The sequence below is a fragment of the Bradyrhizobium altum genome (genome assembly GCF_020889705.1).
Lineage (GTDB): Bacteria > Pseudomonadota > Alphaproteobacteria > Rhizobiales > Xanthobacteraceae > Bradyrhizobium > Bradyrhizobium altum.
The window spans coordinates 61,643-77,203 of the sequence record NZ_JACMYP010000007.1; the positions used below are offsets into that span (position 1 = coordinate 61,643).

Below are 15,561 nucleotides of genomic sequence, written 5' to 3' on the forward strand. Positions count from 1 at the left end.
GTACCTCTCCCCTTGTGGGAGAGGGTGGCTTCGCGAGAGCGAAGCCGGGTGAGGGGTTGTCTCCGCGGGCACTCCTCGCTGAACTGAAATGACTGTATCCGCGGATAGAACCCCTCATCCGGCGCGCTCTGCGCGCCACCTTCTCCCACAAGGGGAGAAGGAAGAAAGAACGCAACGTGCTCGCCTATACGTCCAGACGGATCGTCTACGTCATTCCGATCGTGCTCAGCGTTGCGCTGGTGTGCTTCCTCTTGGTGCACATCACGCCCGGCGACCCGCTGGTCGCGGTGCTGCCGGCCGATGCCTCGCAGGAGCTCGCCGCGCAATTGCGCAGCGCCTACGGCTTCGATCGCCCGCTACCGGTGCAGTTTGGCCTGTGGCTGTGGCGCGCGATCCATGGCGATCTCGGCAATTCGATCGCCACCGGGCGGCCGGTGCTGTCGGAAGTGATGCGCGCGGTCGGCAACACCGTGATGCTGGCGATTGCGGCCGCGATGATCGGCTTCACGCTCGGCCTGCTGTTCGGGCTGATCGCCGGCTATTTCCGCGACACCTGGGTCGACAAGGTCGCGACGTCAGTTGCTATCGCCGGCGTCTCGCTGCCGCATTACTGGCTCGGCATGGTGCTGGTCATCATCTTCTCGGTGCAGCTCAACTGGCTGCCCGCGGTCGGTGCCGGACCCGGCGGCTCCGGCGCCTGGGCGTGGGACTGGGAGCATATGCGCTATCTGGTGCTGCCGGCGATCACCACCTCGGTGATCCCGATGGGCATCGTCACCCGCACGGTGCGCGCGCTGACCGGCGACATCCTGAGCCAGGATTTTGTCGAGGCGCTGCGCGCCAAGGGCCTGCGCGAGACCGGCGTGTTCCGCCACGTCGTCAAAAACACGGCGCCGACCGCGCTTGCGGTGATGGGTTTGCAACTCGGCTACATGCTCGGCGGCTCGATCCTGATCGAGACAGTGTTCTCGTGGCCGGGCTCGGGGCTGCTGCTGAACTCGGCGATCTTCCAGCGGGATCTTCCGCTGCTGCAGGGCACGATCCTGGTGCTGGCGCTGTTCTTCGTGCTGCTCAATCTCCTGGTCGATATCGCGCAGGCCGCGATCGATCCGCGCATCAAGCGGAGCTAGCCATGAGTGCGATGCCAGATACTGCATTGCAGGCCGCCCCGGCGACCAAGGCGCGCGGCTACTGGGCGACGGTTGGGCGTCGCATCAGGCGCGACAAGGTCAGCATGGCCTGCGCCATCATCCTGGTGCTGATCTTTGCCTCCGCGCTGCTGGCGCCATGGCTGCATCTCGCCGATCCCTATCAGGGCTCGATGATCCGTCGTCTCCGCCACATCGGCACGCCGGGCTATCCGCTCGGCACCGACGAGCTCGGCCGCGACATGCTGGCGCGGCTGATCTATGGCGGACGGTTGTCGCTGGTCATCGGCATCCTGCCGGTGATCCTCGCCTTCCTGATCGGCACCTCGCTCGGCCTCGTCGCCGGTTACGTCGGTGGCAAGCTCAACACCGCGATCATGCGCACCGTCGACGTGTTCTACGCCTTTCCGTCGGTGTTGCTGGCGATCGCGATCTCGGGTGCACTCGGCGCCGGCATCACCAATTCGATCGTATCGCTGACCATCGTGTTCGTGCCGCAGATCACCCGCGTCGCCGAAAGCGTCACCACTGGTGTCCGCAACATGGATTTCGTCGAGGCGGCGCGCGCCTCCGGCGCCGGTCCGTTCACCATCATGCGCGTGCACATGCTCGGCAACGTGCTGGGTCCGATCTTCGTCTACGCCACCGGCCTGATCTCGGTGTCGATGATCCTCGCCGCCGGTCTCTCGTTCCTCGGGCTCGGCACCAAGCCGCCGGAGCCGGAATGGGGCTTGATGCTGAACACGCTGCGCACCGCGATCTATGTCAACCCGTGGGTCGCAGCGCTGCCGGGCGCGATGATCTTCGCGGTCTCGATCTGCTTCAACCTGCTCAGCGACGGCATGCGCAGCGCGATGGACATCAGGAACTAGAGCATGAGCGAGGCCAATCTCTCCGTCGATATGCTGGAGCCGGTCGCCGATATCGGCGGTGCAGCGCAGCCGCTGCTGCAGGTCAAGGGACTGACCAAGCACTTCCCGGTGCGCGGCGGGCTGTTCAGTCCGCGCAAGACCGTGCGTGCCGTCGACGACGTCAGCTTCGCGGTCATGAAGGGGGAGACTGTCGGCATTGTCGGTGAATCCGGCTGCGGTAAGTCGACCACCGCGCGGCTGTTGATGCACCTGATGGCGCGCGATGCCGGCGACATCATCTATGATGGCCGGCAAGTCGGCCCGTCGCTCTCGCTGCGCGACTTGCGGCGCGGCGTGCAGATGGTGTTCCAGGACAGCTACGCCTCGCTCAACCCGCGCTTGACCATCGAGGAATCCATTGCCTTCGGCCCCAAGGTCCACGGCATGGCCGATAGCGTCGCGCGGACGCTGGCGCGCGAGCTGCTCGGCAAGGTCGGCCTGCGGCCGGAGATTTTCGCCAACCGCTATCCGCACGAAGTGTCCGGCGGCCAGCGCCAGCGCGTCAACATCGCCCGCGCGCTCGCGCTGTCGCCGCGGCTCGTGATCCTCGACGAGGCGGTATCCGCGCTTGACAAATCGGTCGAGGCGCAGGTGCTCAATCTGCTCGCCGATTTGAAGAGCGAATTCGGCCTGACTTATCTGTTCATCAGCACGATCTCAACGTGGTCCGCTACATCTCCGATCGCGTGCTTGTGATGTATCTCGGCGAGGTCGTCGAGCTCGGCCCGGTCGACGCGGTCTGGGACGCGCCGGCGCATCCCTATACCCGCGCGCTGCTGGCGGCGATGCCGTCATCCGATCCCGACAGGCGCACCGAGGTGCCGCCGATCTCGGGCGATCCGCCCAATCCGATCGATCCGCCGGCGGGCTGCCGGTTTCACACCCGTTGTCCGTTTGCGGAGCCGCTCTGCGCAAACGACACCCCAAAACTCACCGATCTCGATACAATGGGCCATCAAGCGGCGTGCTACATGGCCATTGCTGGCTCGGGGCACAGCCGCGCGCCGGCAAAAGCAAAAGGAGAAAACGCGGCATGACCAGACCAACTCCCAAGGACGTCAAAGTGATCGCGCACGTCGCCGACGTGCCCGCCGATGACGATGTCGCCGCCCGTATCGCCAACTCGATCGGACCCGCATTCGACGGCTTCGCGCCGATCTCCGGCACGCTGCCGTTCGATCTCGAACCCGCAAGCTTCCTGCTGGCGCAGAAGGTGTCGAAATGAGCACCGAACCTGCCCTGATGACGCTGACCGCGGTCGCCAAGGCGATTGCCGACAAGAAAGTCTCCTCGCATGAGGTGGCGCGCGCCGTGCTGCATCGCATTGCTGAATGGCAGCCGCGCCTCAACGCCTTTATGGCGATCGAATCCGAACAGGCGCTTGCCGCCGCCACCGAGGCCGATGCCGCGCTCGCCAAGGGCAACAGCCGAGGCGCACTGCACGGCGTGCCGCTGGCGCACAAGGACATGTATTACGAGGCCGGCAAGGTCGTGACCTGCGGCTCGCTGATCCGCCGCGACTTCGTGCCGAAGACGACCGCGACGGCATTGCAGCGGCTGAAGGATGCCGGGCAGGTCCGGCTCGGGTCGCTGCAGATGGTCGAGTTCGCCTATGGGCCGACCGGCCACAACGTGCATTACGGCGCGGTGCGCAATCCCTGGAATGTCGAACACATCACCGGCGGCTCGTCGTCGGGCTCGGGCTCGGCGGTCGCCGCGCGACTCACCTTTGCCGCGCTGGGTTCCGACACCGGCGGCTCGGTGCGCATGCCCGCGCATTTCTGCGGCGTCACCGGCCTCAAGACGACGGTCGGCCGCGTCAGCCGCGCCGGCGCGATGCCGCTGTCGCAGTCGCTCGATACCGTCGGTCCGCTGGCGCAGACCGCGGAGGACTGCGCGCTGCTGCTCGGCCTGATGGCCGGCGCCGACCCAGAGGATCTGACGGCGTCGACGCAGCCGGTACCCGACTATCTGGCCGCGACAAGACAGTCGCTGAAGGGTCTCAAGATCGGCGTCCCGACGACGTTCTATGTCGACGACCTCGATCCCGAAGTGGCGCGCGTCCTCGACGAGACGGTGGCAACCCTGAAGAAGGATGGCGCCGAGATCGTCAAGGTCGAGCTGCCCGATCAGCGCCAGCTCGGCGCGGCGTCGCAACTGGTGCTCGCGGCCGAGGCCGCGGCCTACCACAAGCGCTGGATGATCGAGCGGCCGCAGGATTACGGCGCGCAGGTCCTGATGCGGCTGCAGAATGGCCTGACCATTCCCGCGGTTACCTATCTCGAAGCCATGCGCTGGCGTGGACCCGCGCTCGCCGCACACAATGCGGCGGTCAACGGCATTGATGCGGTGATCGCGCCGTCCTCGCCGGTGCCGGCGCCGACGATCGCCGAGAGCGACGTCGGCAACGGTCCGGGCGCGGAAGCGGTGATCCAGCGGCTGACGCGGTTCACCCGCCCCGTCAACTATCTCGGCTTGCCGTCGCTCTCGATCCCCTCGGGCTTCACCAAAGCGGGTCTGCCGGTCGGGATGCAGCTGATCGGCCGCTCGTTCGAGGAAGCGGTGTTGCTCCGGATCGGCGCCGCCTTCCAGCGCGCGACCGACTTCCAAGCCAGGGTACCCAGGCTCGCATGACCAATCTCGTCGAGATCAACAACCTCAACATCCGCTTCACCGGAGATCGCACGGTCCATGCCGTGAACGATCTTAGCCTACAGCTCGGCGAGGGCGAGGTGTTGGGGCTGCTCGGCGAGTCCGGCTCGGGCAAGAGCGTGACGCTGCGCGCGCTGATGCGGCTGTTGCCGAAGAAGCGCACGCAGATCTCCGGCAGCGTCAATGTGCTCGGCCGGGACGTGCTGGCGATGGATGACGAGGCGCTGTCCGCATTCCGCGGCCAGACCGTCTCGATGATCTTCCAGGAGCCGGCGCTGGCGCTCGATCCGGTCTACACCATCGGCCGCCAGATTGCGGAGACGGTGATGCGTCACGAGGGCAAGAGCGAGCGCGACGCCACAGCGCGCGCGCTCGAAATGCTCGAAGTGGTGCGGATCCCCTCCGCGAAACGAAGGCTCGATTCCTATCCGCACGAGATGTCGGGCGGCATGCGCCAGCGTGCGATGATCGCGCTGGCGCTGGCCTGCAAGCCGAAGATCCTGCTCGCAGATGAGCCGACCACCGCGCTCGATGCCACCGTGCAGATCCAGATCCTGCTGCTGCTGCGCGAGCTGCAGCGCGAATTCGGGATGTCCGTCATCTTCGTCACCCACGACATTGGCGTTGCCATCGAGGTCTGCGATCGGGTTGCGGTGATGTATGCCGGCCAGATCGTGGAGCAGGGCGCCTTGCGCGACATCGTGCGCAAACCGGTCCATCCTTATGCGAAGGGTCTGCTGGCCTCGACCATTCACGGCGCGATGCGCGGTCAGCGGCTCGAGACCATTCCCGGCACGCCGCCCTCGCTCGATCACGCGCCGGCCAGTTGCTCGTTTGCGCCGCGCTGCAAGCGCGCCGAGCCGCGCTGCAGTGAACAATTGCCTCCCAGCGTGCAAACCGCGCCCGGGCATCTGGCGCGCTGCGTTCTCGCAGAGCCGGCGGTCGCCGCGGTTTAGGATGCCCGCGCCACCGCGTCGGCGATCCAGCGCCGCACCGCCGCGATCCGCCGGTCCCGTGCCTGCTCGGTGCGGGAGACCAGGTAGATCGTCTCGTGATGCGCGGCCTCGAACGCAAACGGCGCCACCAGCCGCTTGCCGAAGCCCGGCCGCGCCCTGATCAGCGGCGCCATTGCGAGCGCCACGCCGAGCCCGTGTTCCGCAGCCTCCAGCATCGCCGGCACGCTGTCGAGCCACAGATGCCCGCGCGGGGCGAGATGCGGCAGCCCGGCCTCCTTCAGCCAGGCCGGCCACGCCCGCGGTTGCGTCGTGACGTGGATCAGCACCTCGCGCGATAAGTCCGCAGGGCTCCGAAGCCCCGCCTTGACCATCGCCGGTGTGCAGACCGGCAATCCCCTGACCTGGACCAACGGCTCGACCTTCAGCCCGGCGGCATGTTCCCGCCCGTAGCGGATCGCGACATGGACGCGCGAGCCGTTGAAGTCGGCATATTGGTGCGTGGCCTCGATCCGCAGCGTCAGTTGCGGGTGCCTCCGCTTGAACTCCGGCAGCGCCGGCAGCAGCACGGCGCTGGTGAAGAACGGCAGCGAGCTGATCCACAGCTCGCCGCTGGCCTCGCCGCGTTGCCGCAGCATGTCGCGGCTCGCCTCCTGCAGCGTCGCCAGCGCGGCCGACACCTTTGCAAGGTAACGTTCGCCGTCCGCGGTCAGCCGCACCGAGCGCGCGCCGCGGATGAACAGCTTGGCGCCGAATTGCTGCTCCAGTCCGCGGATCTGATGGCTGATCGCCGACGGGCTCAGCGACAGGTCGCGCGCGGCGCGGCGGAAGCTGAGCTGGGTTGCTGCGCGCTCGAAGGCGAGCAGCGCCGTCAGCGGTGGGATGGCCCGTGGATCCGGGGCATCCAATGGGTGAATCCTGTTCACCTGAAGTGATGAATGGCCTTTTGTCATGGCCGCTATTCTTGGATCAGATTGCTCCCACGCTCAATCCTGCTCACCTCAGGAGTTCTTACCCGCCTTGGCTATCTTCGAACCGCTCGCCACGCCGCATCTCTGGAAGCCCGCCGCGCTGGCGGCGGGGCCGTTCGCTGGCCTCCAGGGCGGAGCGGTCGCAAGTCTCTTGACCGCCGAGGTCGAGGCGATGGCAGGTCCGCGCAACTGGGGCGCCGCGATATCGGCGTCAGCCTGGTTCCTGCGGCCGACGCCGATGGCGGAATTGCGCACGCAAGTCGCCGTCGTGACCGAAGGCGGCCGGGTCAGCGTCGTCGACAACACGCTGTGGCCGGCCGGCGAGGAGCAGCCCTGTGCGACGGTGCGCGTGACGCTGTCGCGCGAACGTGCGGTCGAGGTCCCCGGCTTTCACGGCAGCGCAGCCGACCCGGTGGATCCCACGGTCTTTCCGTTGCGCAGCCCGCACGCGGTCCATGGCCGTAGCTGGTTCATGGATGCGATGGAAGCCCGTGCCGGCGACGACGTCGCCTGGTTTCGCATGCATCATAGCGTGATCGCGGATGCCGGCCCGCTGGCGCGCGTGCTCGGTCCGGCCGACTGGACCCACGGCATCGCGCGCCCGGTGGAGAACGTCGTGGCCGACCCCAATCCGAACCTCGCGGTGCAGCTGTTCCGGCCGCCACGGGGCGCGTGGATCGGCATTCGCGCCGAGGCCCACTGGCGCCCGGAGGCCGGGCTTGGCGTCGGCAGCGGGGTATTGCTCGATGTGGATGGCGAGATCGGCCGGGTCTCGATGTCGGTCATTCTCGTGCCCTTTCCAGGAAGCGCACCCGCCTCAAGCCCGGGTTCCGCGGCCGGTTAACGCAAATTATTCCGTCAACTGTCTGTGGAGTCACAAAAATAGGCCGCGAACCATGCTTTGGTTGGCGCGACTTGAAATGGACGGTGGTCGCAAACGTCTATACAACGTGGTGATCACGTAACTCTTTTGATTTGCAGAGATCGGTTTTCATGGCAGTCGCGCCCGCTGTCCGGCGTTCCGAACTGGCTGAGGCGCTGCGCGCATGCCGCAGTGCCTTCATCGGCGTTGGCCTTATCAGCTGCATGATCAACCTGCTCTATCTGACAGGTTCGATGTTCATGCTGCAGGTCTACGACCGCGTGCTGCCGAGCCGCAGCGTTCCGACCCTGGTCGGCCTCGTCGTCATCGCCGCGGTCCTCTACATGGCCCAGGGCGTGCTCGATCTGTTGCGCGGACGGATCCTCGGCCGCGTCGGCACCTCGCTCGACGAAGCGCTCAATGCGCGGGTGTTCGACACCATCGTGCGGCTGCCGCTGATGGCCGGCAATCGGAGCGAGGGCCTGCAGCCGCTGCGCGACCTCGACAATGTGCGTTCCTTCCTCGGCAGCATGGGGCCCGGCGCGTTCTTCGACCTGCCCTGGCTGCCGTTCTACATGCTGATCTGCTTCGCGTTCCATTGGCTGCTCGGCGTCACGGCGCTGGTCGGCGCTGTGATCCTGGTGACGCTGACGCTGATCACCGAATACATGTCGCGTACGCCGGCCCGGGAAGCGATGTCGCTCGCGGCGCGGCGCAACGATCTCGCCGCTTCCAGCCGCCGCAACGCCGAAGTGCTCGTGGCGATGGGCATGGCCGGGCGGATGAACAAGCGCTGGAACGAAGCCAACGAGGAGTATCTCTCCGGCAACCAGCGTGCGAGCGACGTGAGCGGCGGGCTCGGTGCGGTCGCCAAGGTGCTGCGCATGATGCTGCAGTCCGCCGTGCTCGCGGTCGGTGCCTATCTCGTGATCCATCAGGAGGCCACCGGCGGCATCATCATCGCCGGCTCGATCCTGAGCGCGCGGGCGCTGGCGCCGGTCGATCTCGCGATTGCGCATTGGAAGAGCTTCGTCGCCGCGCGGCAGAGCTGGCAGCGCCTCAACCGCCTGCTGCAGCAGATTCCGGCGCGGCCGGAGCAGACGCTGTTGCAGGCGCCGCAGAAGAAACTCTCGGTCGAGGCGGTGACCATGGTTGCGCCGGGCGACCAGCGCCCGATCGTGCAGGATGTCACCTTCGCCGTCGAAGCCGGCAGCGGCGTCGGCGTGATCGGCCCGAGCGGTTCCGGCAAATCGTCGCTGATCCGGGCGCTGGTCGGCGTCTGGGTGCCGGCGCGCGGCAAGGTACGGCTCGACGGTGCCGCGCTGGATCAGTGGTCGTCGGACCAACTCGGCCGCCATGTTGGCTATTTGCCGCAGGACGTCGAACTGTTCGCCGGCACGGTCGCGCAGAACATCTGCCGGTTCGATCCCGACGCCAAGTCCGACGGTATCATCGCGGCGGCCAAGGAGGCCGGCGTGCATGAGATGATCATCAAGATGCGCGAGGGCTACGACACCCAGGTCGGCGAGCAGGGCACAGCGCTTTCCGCCGGCCAGGCGCAGCGCGTCGCGCTGGCGCGCGCGCTCTACGGCAATCCGTTCCTGATCGTGCTGGACGAGCCGAACTCCAATCTCGACAGCGAAGGCGACGAGGCGCTGACCCGCGCCGTGCGTGGCGCCCGCGAGCGCGGCGCCGTCGTCATCGTGGTCGCACACCGGCCGATCGGCATCGAGGGCGTCGACCAGCTGCTGGTGCTCAAGGACGGCCGCATGCAGACCTTCGGGCCGAAGGAGACCGTGCTCGCGCAGGTGCTGCAGCGCGTCGCGCCGCCGGCGCCCACGCCGATCAAGATCGTCGCCGATGCGGGGTCGACCAAGTCATGAGCGACCGCATGACCGATCAGCCGCGCAACGCACATGCTTCGATCAGAAAGCACCTCGTGGTCGGCCTCGTCGTGGTCCTGGTTCTGGGCGGCGGCGTCGGTGGCTGGGCCGCGACGGTGCCGATCTCGGGCGCGCTGATCGCGCCGGGCTCGGTGGTGGTCGATACCAACGTCAAGAAGGTGCAGCATCCGACCGGCGGCGTCGTTGGCGAAATCCTGGCGCGCGACGGCGACACGGTCAAGGCGGGCGACGTCGTCGTGCGTCTCGACGAGACCGTCGTGAAGGCGAGCCTTGCGATCGTGGTCAAGACGCTGAACGGTCTCTATGCGCGTGCGGCCCGGCTCCAGGCCGAGCAGCAGGGCCTCGACAAGATCGCGTATCCGCCGCAGCTCACCGAGCAGGCGAGGGATCCCGACGTCCGCGATATCATGGCGAACGAAACCAAGCTGTTCGAGGTCCGGGTCAACGGCCGCGCCGGCCAGAAGGCGCAGCTGCGCGAACGCGTCACCCAGCTCAACGAGGAAATCGCCGGCCTGCAGGCGCAGGAAACCTCCAAGGACAAGGAGATCGCGCTGGTGCAGCAGGAGCTGGTCGGCGTCCGCCAGCTGTATGAGCAGCATCTGGTGCAGCTCACCCGCCTCACCACGCTGGAGCGCGACGCGGCGCGGCTCGCCGGCGAGCGCGCGCAGTACATTGCGTCGCGTGCCCAGGCCAAGGGCAAGATCACCGAGACCGAGCTGCAGATCATCCAGGTCGACAAGGACATGCTCTCGGAGGTCTCGAAGGACCTGCGCGAGGCCAACGACAAGATCGGTGAATTCGTCGAGCGCAAGGTGACCGCCGAAGACCAGCTCCGTCGCATCGACATCCGCGCCCCGCAGGACGGTGTGGTGCTGCAATCGACCGTCCACACGGTCGGCGGCGTCGTCACCGCGGGCGATGCCATCATGATGATCGTGCCGAGGGCCGACGATTTGTCGGTCGAGGCCAAGGTCAATCCGCAGGACATCGACAAGCTCCAGGTCGGACAGAAGACCGTGCTGCGGCTCTCCGCCTTCAACCAGCGCACCACGCCGGAACTGAACGGCGTCGTCACCCGCGTCTCCGCCGACGTCAACACCGACCAGCGCACCGGGCAGAGCTATTACACGATCCGCGTCTCGATGCCGCCCGAAGAAGTCGCGCGCCTCGGCAGCGAGGTGAAGATCATCCCCGGCATGCCGGTGGAAGCCTTCGTCCAGACCGGCGACCGCACCATGATGTCGTATCTGATGAAGCCGCTGAGCGACCAGTTCATGCGCTCGTTCCGCGAGAAGTAGGTTCTCGCGAATCTTCGTAGCCCGGATGAAGCGCAGTGAAATCCGGCAACGGTCGCGCGGCAGATACAGCTGCCCCGGATTGCGCTTCGCTCCATCCGGGCTACGGCCCCTTAACCCGGAGCGGGCTCTTTCCCCACGTCGTCCCTGCGAAAGCAGGGACCCAACCACCGCAGATCATTGCGGCGCAACGCTGTGGCCACAGCGTTCTTGAACGATGGCATCGGTGGTTATGGGTCCCGGGTCGCGCTGCGCTTGCCCGGGACGACGGCGGAAAACTATTGCGCCAGATTCTTCAGCAGCAGCTCCAGCGCCGCCTTCGCGAACGCCTGCATGTTGGCCTGCCGGTCGCCGCTGGCGGTCTCCAGCGTGATCACTTGCTGCTGCGGACCGGCGACTGCCATGCAGCTATGGCCGGCGGCATCGCCGTAGCGGTTGCCGGTCGGGCCGGCGGCGCCGGTCTCCGACAATCCCCAGTCGGTCGAGAGCGCTCGCGGATCTGGCGTGCGAGTAGCTGCGCATAAGGCTCTGACGACGAGCGGAGGCCGCGCATGGCGTCGTCGGGAATGTCCATCAGCGCGCGTCGTGCATCGCGGGTGTAGATCACGCCGCCGCCGAGGAAATAGGCCGATGCGCCGGGCACTGCGAGCAGCGATGCCGAGATCAGTCCGCCGGTGGAGGATTCCGCGACCGCAATTGTCTGCTTGTTCGCGATCAGCTTCGCGGCGACCTGTTCGGCGATGGATATGAGTGCGTTCATCGGCGCTCTTTCTCGTTGCTTGCCATGAAAATCCTGTAGGGCGTTCTGCCTTCCTAGCACACCACACCGGCCTCTGCCGAGTTGCGGACCGCAGCCCGGCCTGATTGAATACCGGACAAGAACCAAGCGGCGCCCGACAAGTTGTTGTGAGAGCGTGCGCCGGAGGAAACACCATGACGTTGCCGATCGCGGGTGGCGTGGATTGCGATCTGCATCCCGCCGTGCCTCACCTCACCAGCCTGCTGCCGTATATGAACGACTACTGGCGCGACCAGGTGACGACGCGCGGCATGACCGACCTGATCTCGCAATCCTATCCGACCAATTCGCCGATCGCCTCGCGGCCGGACTGGCGCCCCGCCCAGGGCAAGCCGGGTTCGCGCCTTGCCGACATGCAGCGCCAGTCGCTCGACCGGTTCGGCACCGCCACTGGCATCTGCAATCCGCTCTACGGCGTGCAGATGGTGTTCTCGGAGGACATGGCCGATGCCTTCTGCCGCGCGCTGAACGACTGGCTGGTCAAGGAATGGCTCGACAAGGACGATCGTCTGTGCGGCTCGATCGTGATCCCCGTACAGAGCATCGAGAAGGCGGTCGCCGAAATCGAGCGCTGTGCGCAGGACCAGCGCTTCGTGCAGGTGCTGATGCTCGTGATGGGCGACATGCCGCTCGGCAAGCGTCACTATTGGCCGATCTACGCCGCGGCCGAACGGCTCGGCCTGCCGATCGGCATCCATGCCGGCAGCGCCTATCACAACCCGCCGACCTCGGTCGGCTGGGGTTCCTACCACATCGAGGACTATGTCGCGCAGGCGCAGGCGTTCCAGACCCAGCTCACCAGCCTGATCGTCGAGGGCGTGTTCGCGCGTCATCCGAACCTGAAAATGGTGATGCTGGAGTCCGGCTTCACCTGGCTGCCGCCGTTCCTGTGGCGGCTGCACAAGTTCTGGCGCGGCGTACGCATGGAGACGCCGTGGGTCGACCGCGCGCCGCTGGAGATTGTGCGCAGCAACATCCGCTTCTCGCTGCAGCCGGTCGACGCGCCGCCGGACGGCGACACGCTGAACCGGCTGTTCGACCATATGCAGTCGGACGAATTGATCCTATTCTCGACCGACTACCCGCATTGGCAGTTCGACGGTGACGAGGTGCTGCCGAAGGGGCTGTCGCAGGATCTGGTCCGCAAGATCATGATCGACAATCCGCACGCGACCTATGGCCGGTTGAAGGTGAAGGAGACGACGCCATGAACATCCAGATTCGGGAACGTCCCGACGCGGCTGCGTCAGCTGGCACCAAGACCGCGATCGCCGATTGCGACATCCATCCCGCACGCGCGACCAAGGACGAGCTGCATCCTTATCTGGCCAAGCGCTGGCACAGCCATCTCGAAACCTTCGGCGTCCATCCCTATCAGGGCATGATGGAGGGCCCGCCCTATCCGAAGGCGCAGCCGAATGCGTCGCGCCGCGATGCCTATCCGCCGGAAGGCGGCCCGCAGGGCTCGTCGCTGTCCTTCATGCAGAAGCAGCATCTCGATCCCAACAATGTCGCGCTCGGCGTGCTCAACCCGCTCAACACCGGGCAGGGCATCCGCAACCAGGATCTCGCGTCCGCGATCTGCGCGGCGATCAACGACTGGCAGATCGAGAAATGGACTAGCAAGGACTCGCGCCTCAAGGGCTCGGTTGTTGTCGCCAACGAGGACGGCGTGTCGGCCGCGGCCGAAATCCGCAGGCGCGCAGGCGATACGAATTTCGTCCAGGTGCTGCTGCTGAGCCGCAATGTCGAGCCGCTCGGCCAGCGCCGTTACTGGCCGATCTATGAGGCGGCGCAGGAGGCCGGTCTTCCGATCGGCGTGCACGCCTTCGGCTTCGGCGGCAACCCGATCACCGCGTCGGGCTGGCCGAGCTATTACATCGAGGAGATGGTCGGGCATTCGCAATGCCAGCAGACCGCGCTGGCGAGCCTCGTGCTCGAGGGCGTGTTCGAGCGTTTCCCGAAACTGAAGATGGTGATGGTCGAGGCCGGGTTCGGCTGGGCGCCGTCGCTGGCCTGGCGGCTCGACAAGGTGTTTGCGCGGCTGCACGCCGAGGTGCCGCATCTGAAGCGCAAGCCGTCGGAGTATATCCGCGATCACATCTGGTGGACGACGCAGCCGATGGAGGATCCGGAGAGCCGCGACCATCTGTTCCAGACCATCGAGTGGATCGGTTGGGACAAGCTGTTGTTCGCGACCGATTACCCGCACTGGGATTACGACGAGCCGTCGCGCGTGCTGCCGGCGGGCGTCAGCGACGCCAACCGCCAGGCATTCTATCTCGACAATGCGAAGCAGCTGTACGGCGTCTCCTGATGGCAAGGCATGTAATCGCTCCGGTGGATGAGCTGCCGCCGGGGTCGCGAAAATTCCTCGAGATCGACGGACGGCCGATTGCTGTCTTCAACGTCAAGGGCGAGTTCTTCGGCCTGTTGAACCGCTGCCCGCATCAGGGCGCGGCGCTGTGCGAGGGGCCGCTGATCGGGCTCGCCTCGTCGTCGGACCCCGGCGAGATCGAATACACCAAGCTCGGTGAGATCCTGCGCTGTCCCTGGCACGGCTGGGAGTTCGATATCCGCACGGGCCAGTCCTATTGCGACCCGCGCCGCTTCCGCGTGCGCGCCTATCCCGTCAGTGTCGAGCCGGGCACCAATGTGGTGAAGGGGCCGTATGTCGCCGAGACCATCAAGGTCGCGGTGGAAAGCGACTACGTCGTGGTGGATCTCTGACGACCCGTCATTCCGGGGCGCCGCGAAGCGGCGAGCCCGGAATCCATTCCACCGCTTGTTCTCCGGCTCGATGGATTCCGGGCCTGCGCCTTCCAAGTCGGCTGTTGCCGACTTGGACGCTCAACATCTGCCGAACTCGGGTAAACCCGAGTTCGGGCGGCGCATCCCGGAATGACAGGATGCGGGTGAGCCAGCGTAGCTCAACCGACCCACTACTCATTCCGCCGTCATCTGCCGTTCGCGCGCGTAGCGCACCAGCGCGACGAAGCGGTAGACGCCGTGCACGAATTTTCCGTAGGGCATGGTGATGAACAGCGCGAACACCACGCCGAGATGCAGCGCCAGCAGCGGGCCCATCGCGGCGCTCTCGCGCCACAGCAGCAAGGCAAGGCCGGTGACGCTGGTCAGGAACAGCATCAGGATGAACGCGGTGTCCATGCCCATCTGCTGCTCGTCGACCAGCACGCGGTCGCGCTTCCATTTTTCTGACAAGAGCCCGATCGGGCCGACCACGAGCCCGATGCCGCCGAGCGTGCCGAGCACCACCGGCAGATCCCACCACGCATAGGGCGCTTCGCGCGCCAGCAAATAATGGTACAGCGTGCCGACGCAGGTCGCGGCGAAGCACAGCATGAAGCCGTAGAAGGTGAAGTGGTGATACAGCTTGCGGCGGTCGGTCGGGTGGTCGTCCTCGTTGAAGCAGCCGACACCGCCACCATCGAGATAGCGCAGTTCGCCGGCGTCGCGGACCGCCTGCAACAGCGACTTCGCGTCCGTTTTCATGCCGACGGGTTCGCCGATCGCGCGCCAGAATGCGCGCACGCCCATCACTAGCGCGAGCATCGCATAGAGCAGGGCGGCGCCGAACAGCAGCGCCATCGCATTATGCGGCATCAGTTTGTAGAACGCGCCGGGCCCGGTGTGGATGCCGGTGAGCACGCCGCGGTCGTTGATCGCGGCAAAGCCGAAGATGAAAGCCGCGACGCTGAGCGCGGCGATCAGGCTGATGAGGAGGCCGTTGCGTGCAAACGCGCCGGCAAATGCGCGCGGCCAGGCATAGGCAGCGTAGGATTCCGCGCGTGCCACCGCCAGCGTCTTCGGGACATTGACGTTGAACTCGTGCGGTGGCGAGAACTGGCAGTCGGTGTAGCAGGCGCCGCAGGCATGGCACAGATTGGCGAGATAGTTGAGGTCGCCGTCGGAGAAGGCACGGCGCATCTCCATCGCGGGAAACACCGCGCACAGGCCCTCGCAATAGCGGCAGGAATTGCACACCGTCATCAGACGGTCGGCTTCCTGCAAGATCCTCGTCCCGTGCATCTCGCCAGCCTTGTCC

The 15,561-nt window shown here is 66.3% G+C and carries 13 protein-coding genes and 2 pseudogenes; 12 read left to right on the forward strand and 3 right to left on the reverse strand.

All coding sequences use genetic code 11. The features are described 5' to 3' along the window. Window positions 1–176: 176 nt before the first annotated feature. The 6 genes and pseudogenes from H8B02_RS04150 (at window position 177) to H8B02_RS04175 (ending at window position 5,667) form a co-directional block, all read left to right on the forward strand. Complete coding sequence (locus tag H8B02_RS04150; RefSeq protein WP_229164994.1) at window positions 177–1,130, forward strand: ABC transporter permease; 954 nt, start codon at window positions 177–179, stop codon at window positions 1,128–1,130. Window positions 1,131–1,132: 2 nt separating this feature from the next. After that, window positions 1,133–2,020, forward strand: a complete 888-nt coding sequence (locus tag H8B02_RS04155) for an ABC transporter permease (RefSeq protein WP_229164995.1) — start codon at window positions 1,133–1,135, stop codon at window positions 2,018–2,020. A gap of 3 nt (window positions 2,021–2,023) precedes the next feature. Further along, window positions 2,024–3,096, forward strand: a pseudogene (locus H8B02_RS04160) (ABC transporter ATP-binding protein). Further along, window positions 3,093–3,284, forward strand: coding sequence for a hypothetical protein (locus H8B02_RS04165; protein WP_229164996.1), 192 nt, complete (start codon window positions 3,093–3,095; stop codon window positions 3,282–3,284). The pseudogene H8B02_RS04160 and the gene H8B02_RS04165 overlap by 4 nt, the downstream one beginning before the upstream one ends. Beyond that, window positions 3,281–4,693, forward strand: coding sequence for an amidase (locus H8B02_RS04170; protein WP_229164997.1), 1,413 nt, complete (start codon window positions 3,281–3,283; stop codon window positions 4,691–4,693). The genes H8B02_RS04165 and H8B02_RS04170 overlap by 4 nt, the downstream gene beginning before the upstream one ends. Further along, entirely contained in the window at window positions 4,690–5,667 is a 978-nt protein-coding gene (locus tag H8B02_RS04175; RefSeq protein WP_229164998.1) for an ABC transporter ATP-binding protein, read from the forward strand. Before H8B02_RS04170 ends, H8B02_RS04175 begins: the two co-directional genes overlap by 4 nt. Here the strand turns inward: H8B02_RS04175 and H8B02_RS04180 are convergent. After that, window positions 5,664–6,572 carry a LysR substrate-binding domain-containing protein gene (locus H8B02_RS04180; protein ID WP_229164999.1) on the reverse strand — a complete coding sequence of 303 codons (909 nt, stop codon included), beginning with the start codon at window positions 6,570–6,572 and terminating at the stop codon, window positions 5,664–5,666. The two genes, H8B02_RS04175 and H8B02_RS04180, sit on opposite strands and share 4 nt — an antisense overlap. A gap of 112 nt (window positions 6,573–6,684) precedes the next feature. On the opposite strand from H8B02_RS04180, the gene H8B02_RS04185 reads away from it, so the two are divergent. The 3 genes from H8B02_RS04185 (at window position 6,685) to H8B02_RS04195 (ending at window position 10,699) form a co-directional block, all read left to right on the forward strand. After that, window positions 6,685–7,479, forward strand: a complete 795-nt coding sequence (locus H8B02_RS04185) for an acyl-CoA thioesterase domain-containing protein (protein WP_229165000.1) — start codon at window positions 6,685–6,687, stop codon at window positions 7,477–7,479. 149 nt (window positions 7,480–7,628) lie between these two features. Next, complete coding sequence (locus H8B02_RS04190) at window positions 7,629–9,380, forward strand: type I secretion system permease/ATPase (RefSeq protein WP_229165001.1); 1,752 nt, start codon at window positions 7,629–7,631, stop codon at window positions 9,378–9,380. Between the two features lie 8 nt (window positions 9,381–9,388). Next, window positions 9,389–10,699 (forward strand): HlyD family type I secretion periplasmic adaptor subunit, encoded by a 1,311-nt coding sequence (locus tag H8B02_RS04195; RefSeq protein WP_229165002.1) that lies wholly within the window; start codon window positions 9,389–9,391, stop codon window positions 10,697–10,699. Between the two features lie 275 nt (window positions 10,700–10,974). On the opposite strand, the pseudogene H8B02_RS04200 reads toward H8B02_RS04195, so the two are convergent. Further along, window positions 10,975–11,456 (reverse strand): annotated as a pseudogene (locus H8B02_RS04200) (CinA family protein). A 173-nt stretch (window positions 11,457–11,629) separates the two neighbouring features. On the opposite strand from H8B02_RS04200, the gene H8B02_RS04205 reads away from it, so the two are divergent. The 3 genes from H8B02_RS04205 to H8B02_RS04215 are packed head-to-tail and all read left to right on the forward strand — an operon-like array spanning window position 11,630 to window position 14,225. Further along, a complete protein-coding gene (locus H8B02_RS04205) occupies window positions 11,630–12,706 on the forward strand; it encodes an amidohydrolase family protein (protein ID WP_229165003.1) in 1,077 nt (358 codons plus the stop codon). Next, complete coding sequence (locus H8B02_RS04210) at window positions 12,703–13,812, forward strand: amidohydrolase family protein (RefSeq protein WP_229165004.1); 1,110 nt, start codon at window positions 12,703–12,705, stop codon at window positions 13,810–13,812. The genes H8B02_RS04205 and H8B02_RS04210 overlap by 4 nt, the downstream gene beginning before the upstream one ends. Continuing rightward, the gene (locus H8B02_RS04215) at window positions 13,812–14,225 is read left to right on the forward strand and encodes a Rieske (2Fe-2S) protein (protein ID WP_016846808.1); all 414 of its coding nucleotides are present in this window, start codon (window positions 13,812–13,814) and stop codon (window positions 14,223–14,225) included. Before H8B02_RS04210 ends, H8B02_RS04215 begins: the two co-directional genes overlap by 1 nt. 216 nt (window positions 14,226–14,441) lie before the next feature. Here the strand turns inward: H8B02_RS04215 and tcuB are convergent, their stop codons facing one another. Beyond that, entirely contained in the window at window positions 14,442–15,545 is a 1,104-nt protein-coding gene (gene tcuB, locus H8B02_RS04220) for a tricarballylate utilization 4Fe-4S protein TcuB (RefSeq protein WP_229165013.1), read from the reverse strand. Between the last annotated feature and the right edge of the window lie 16 nt (window positions 15,546–15,561).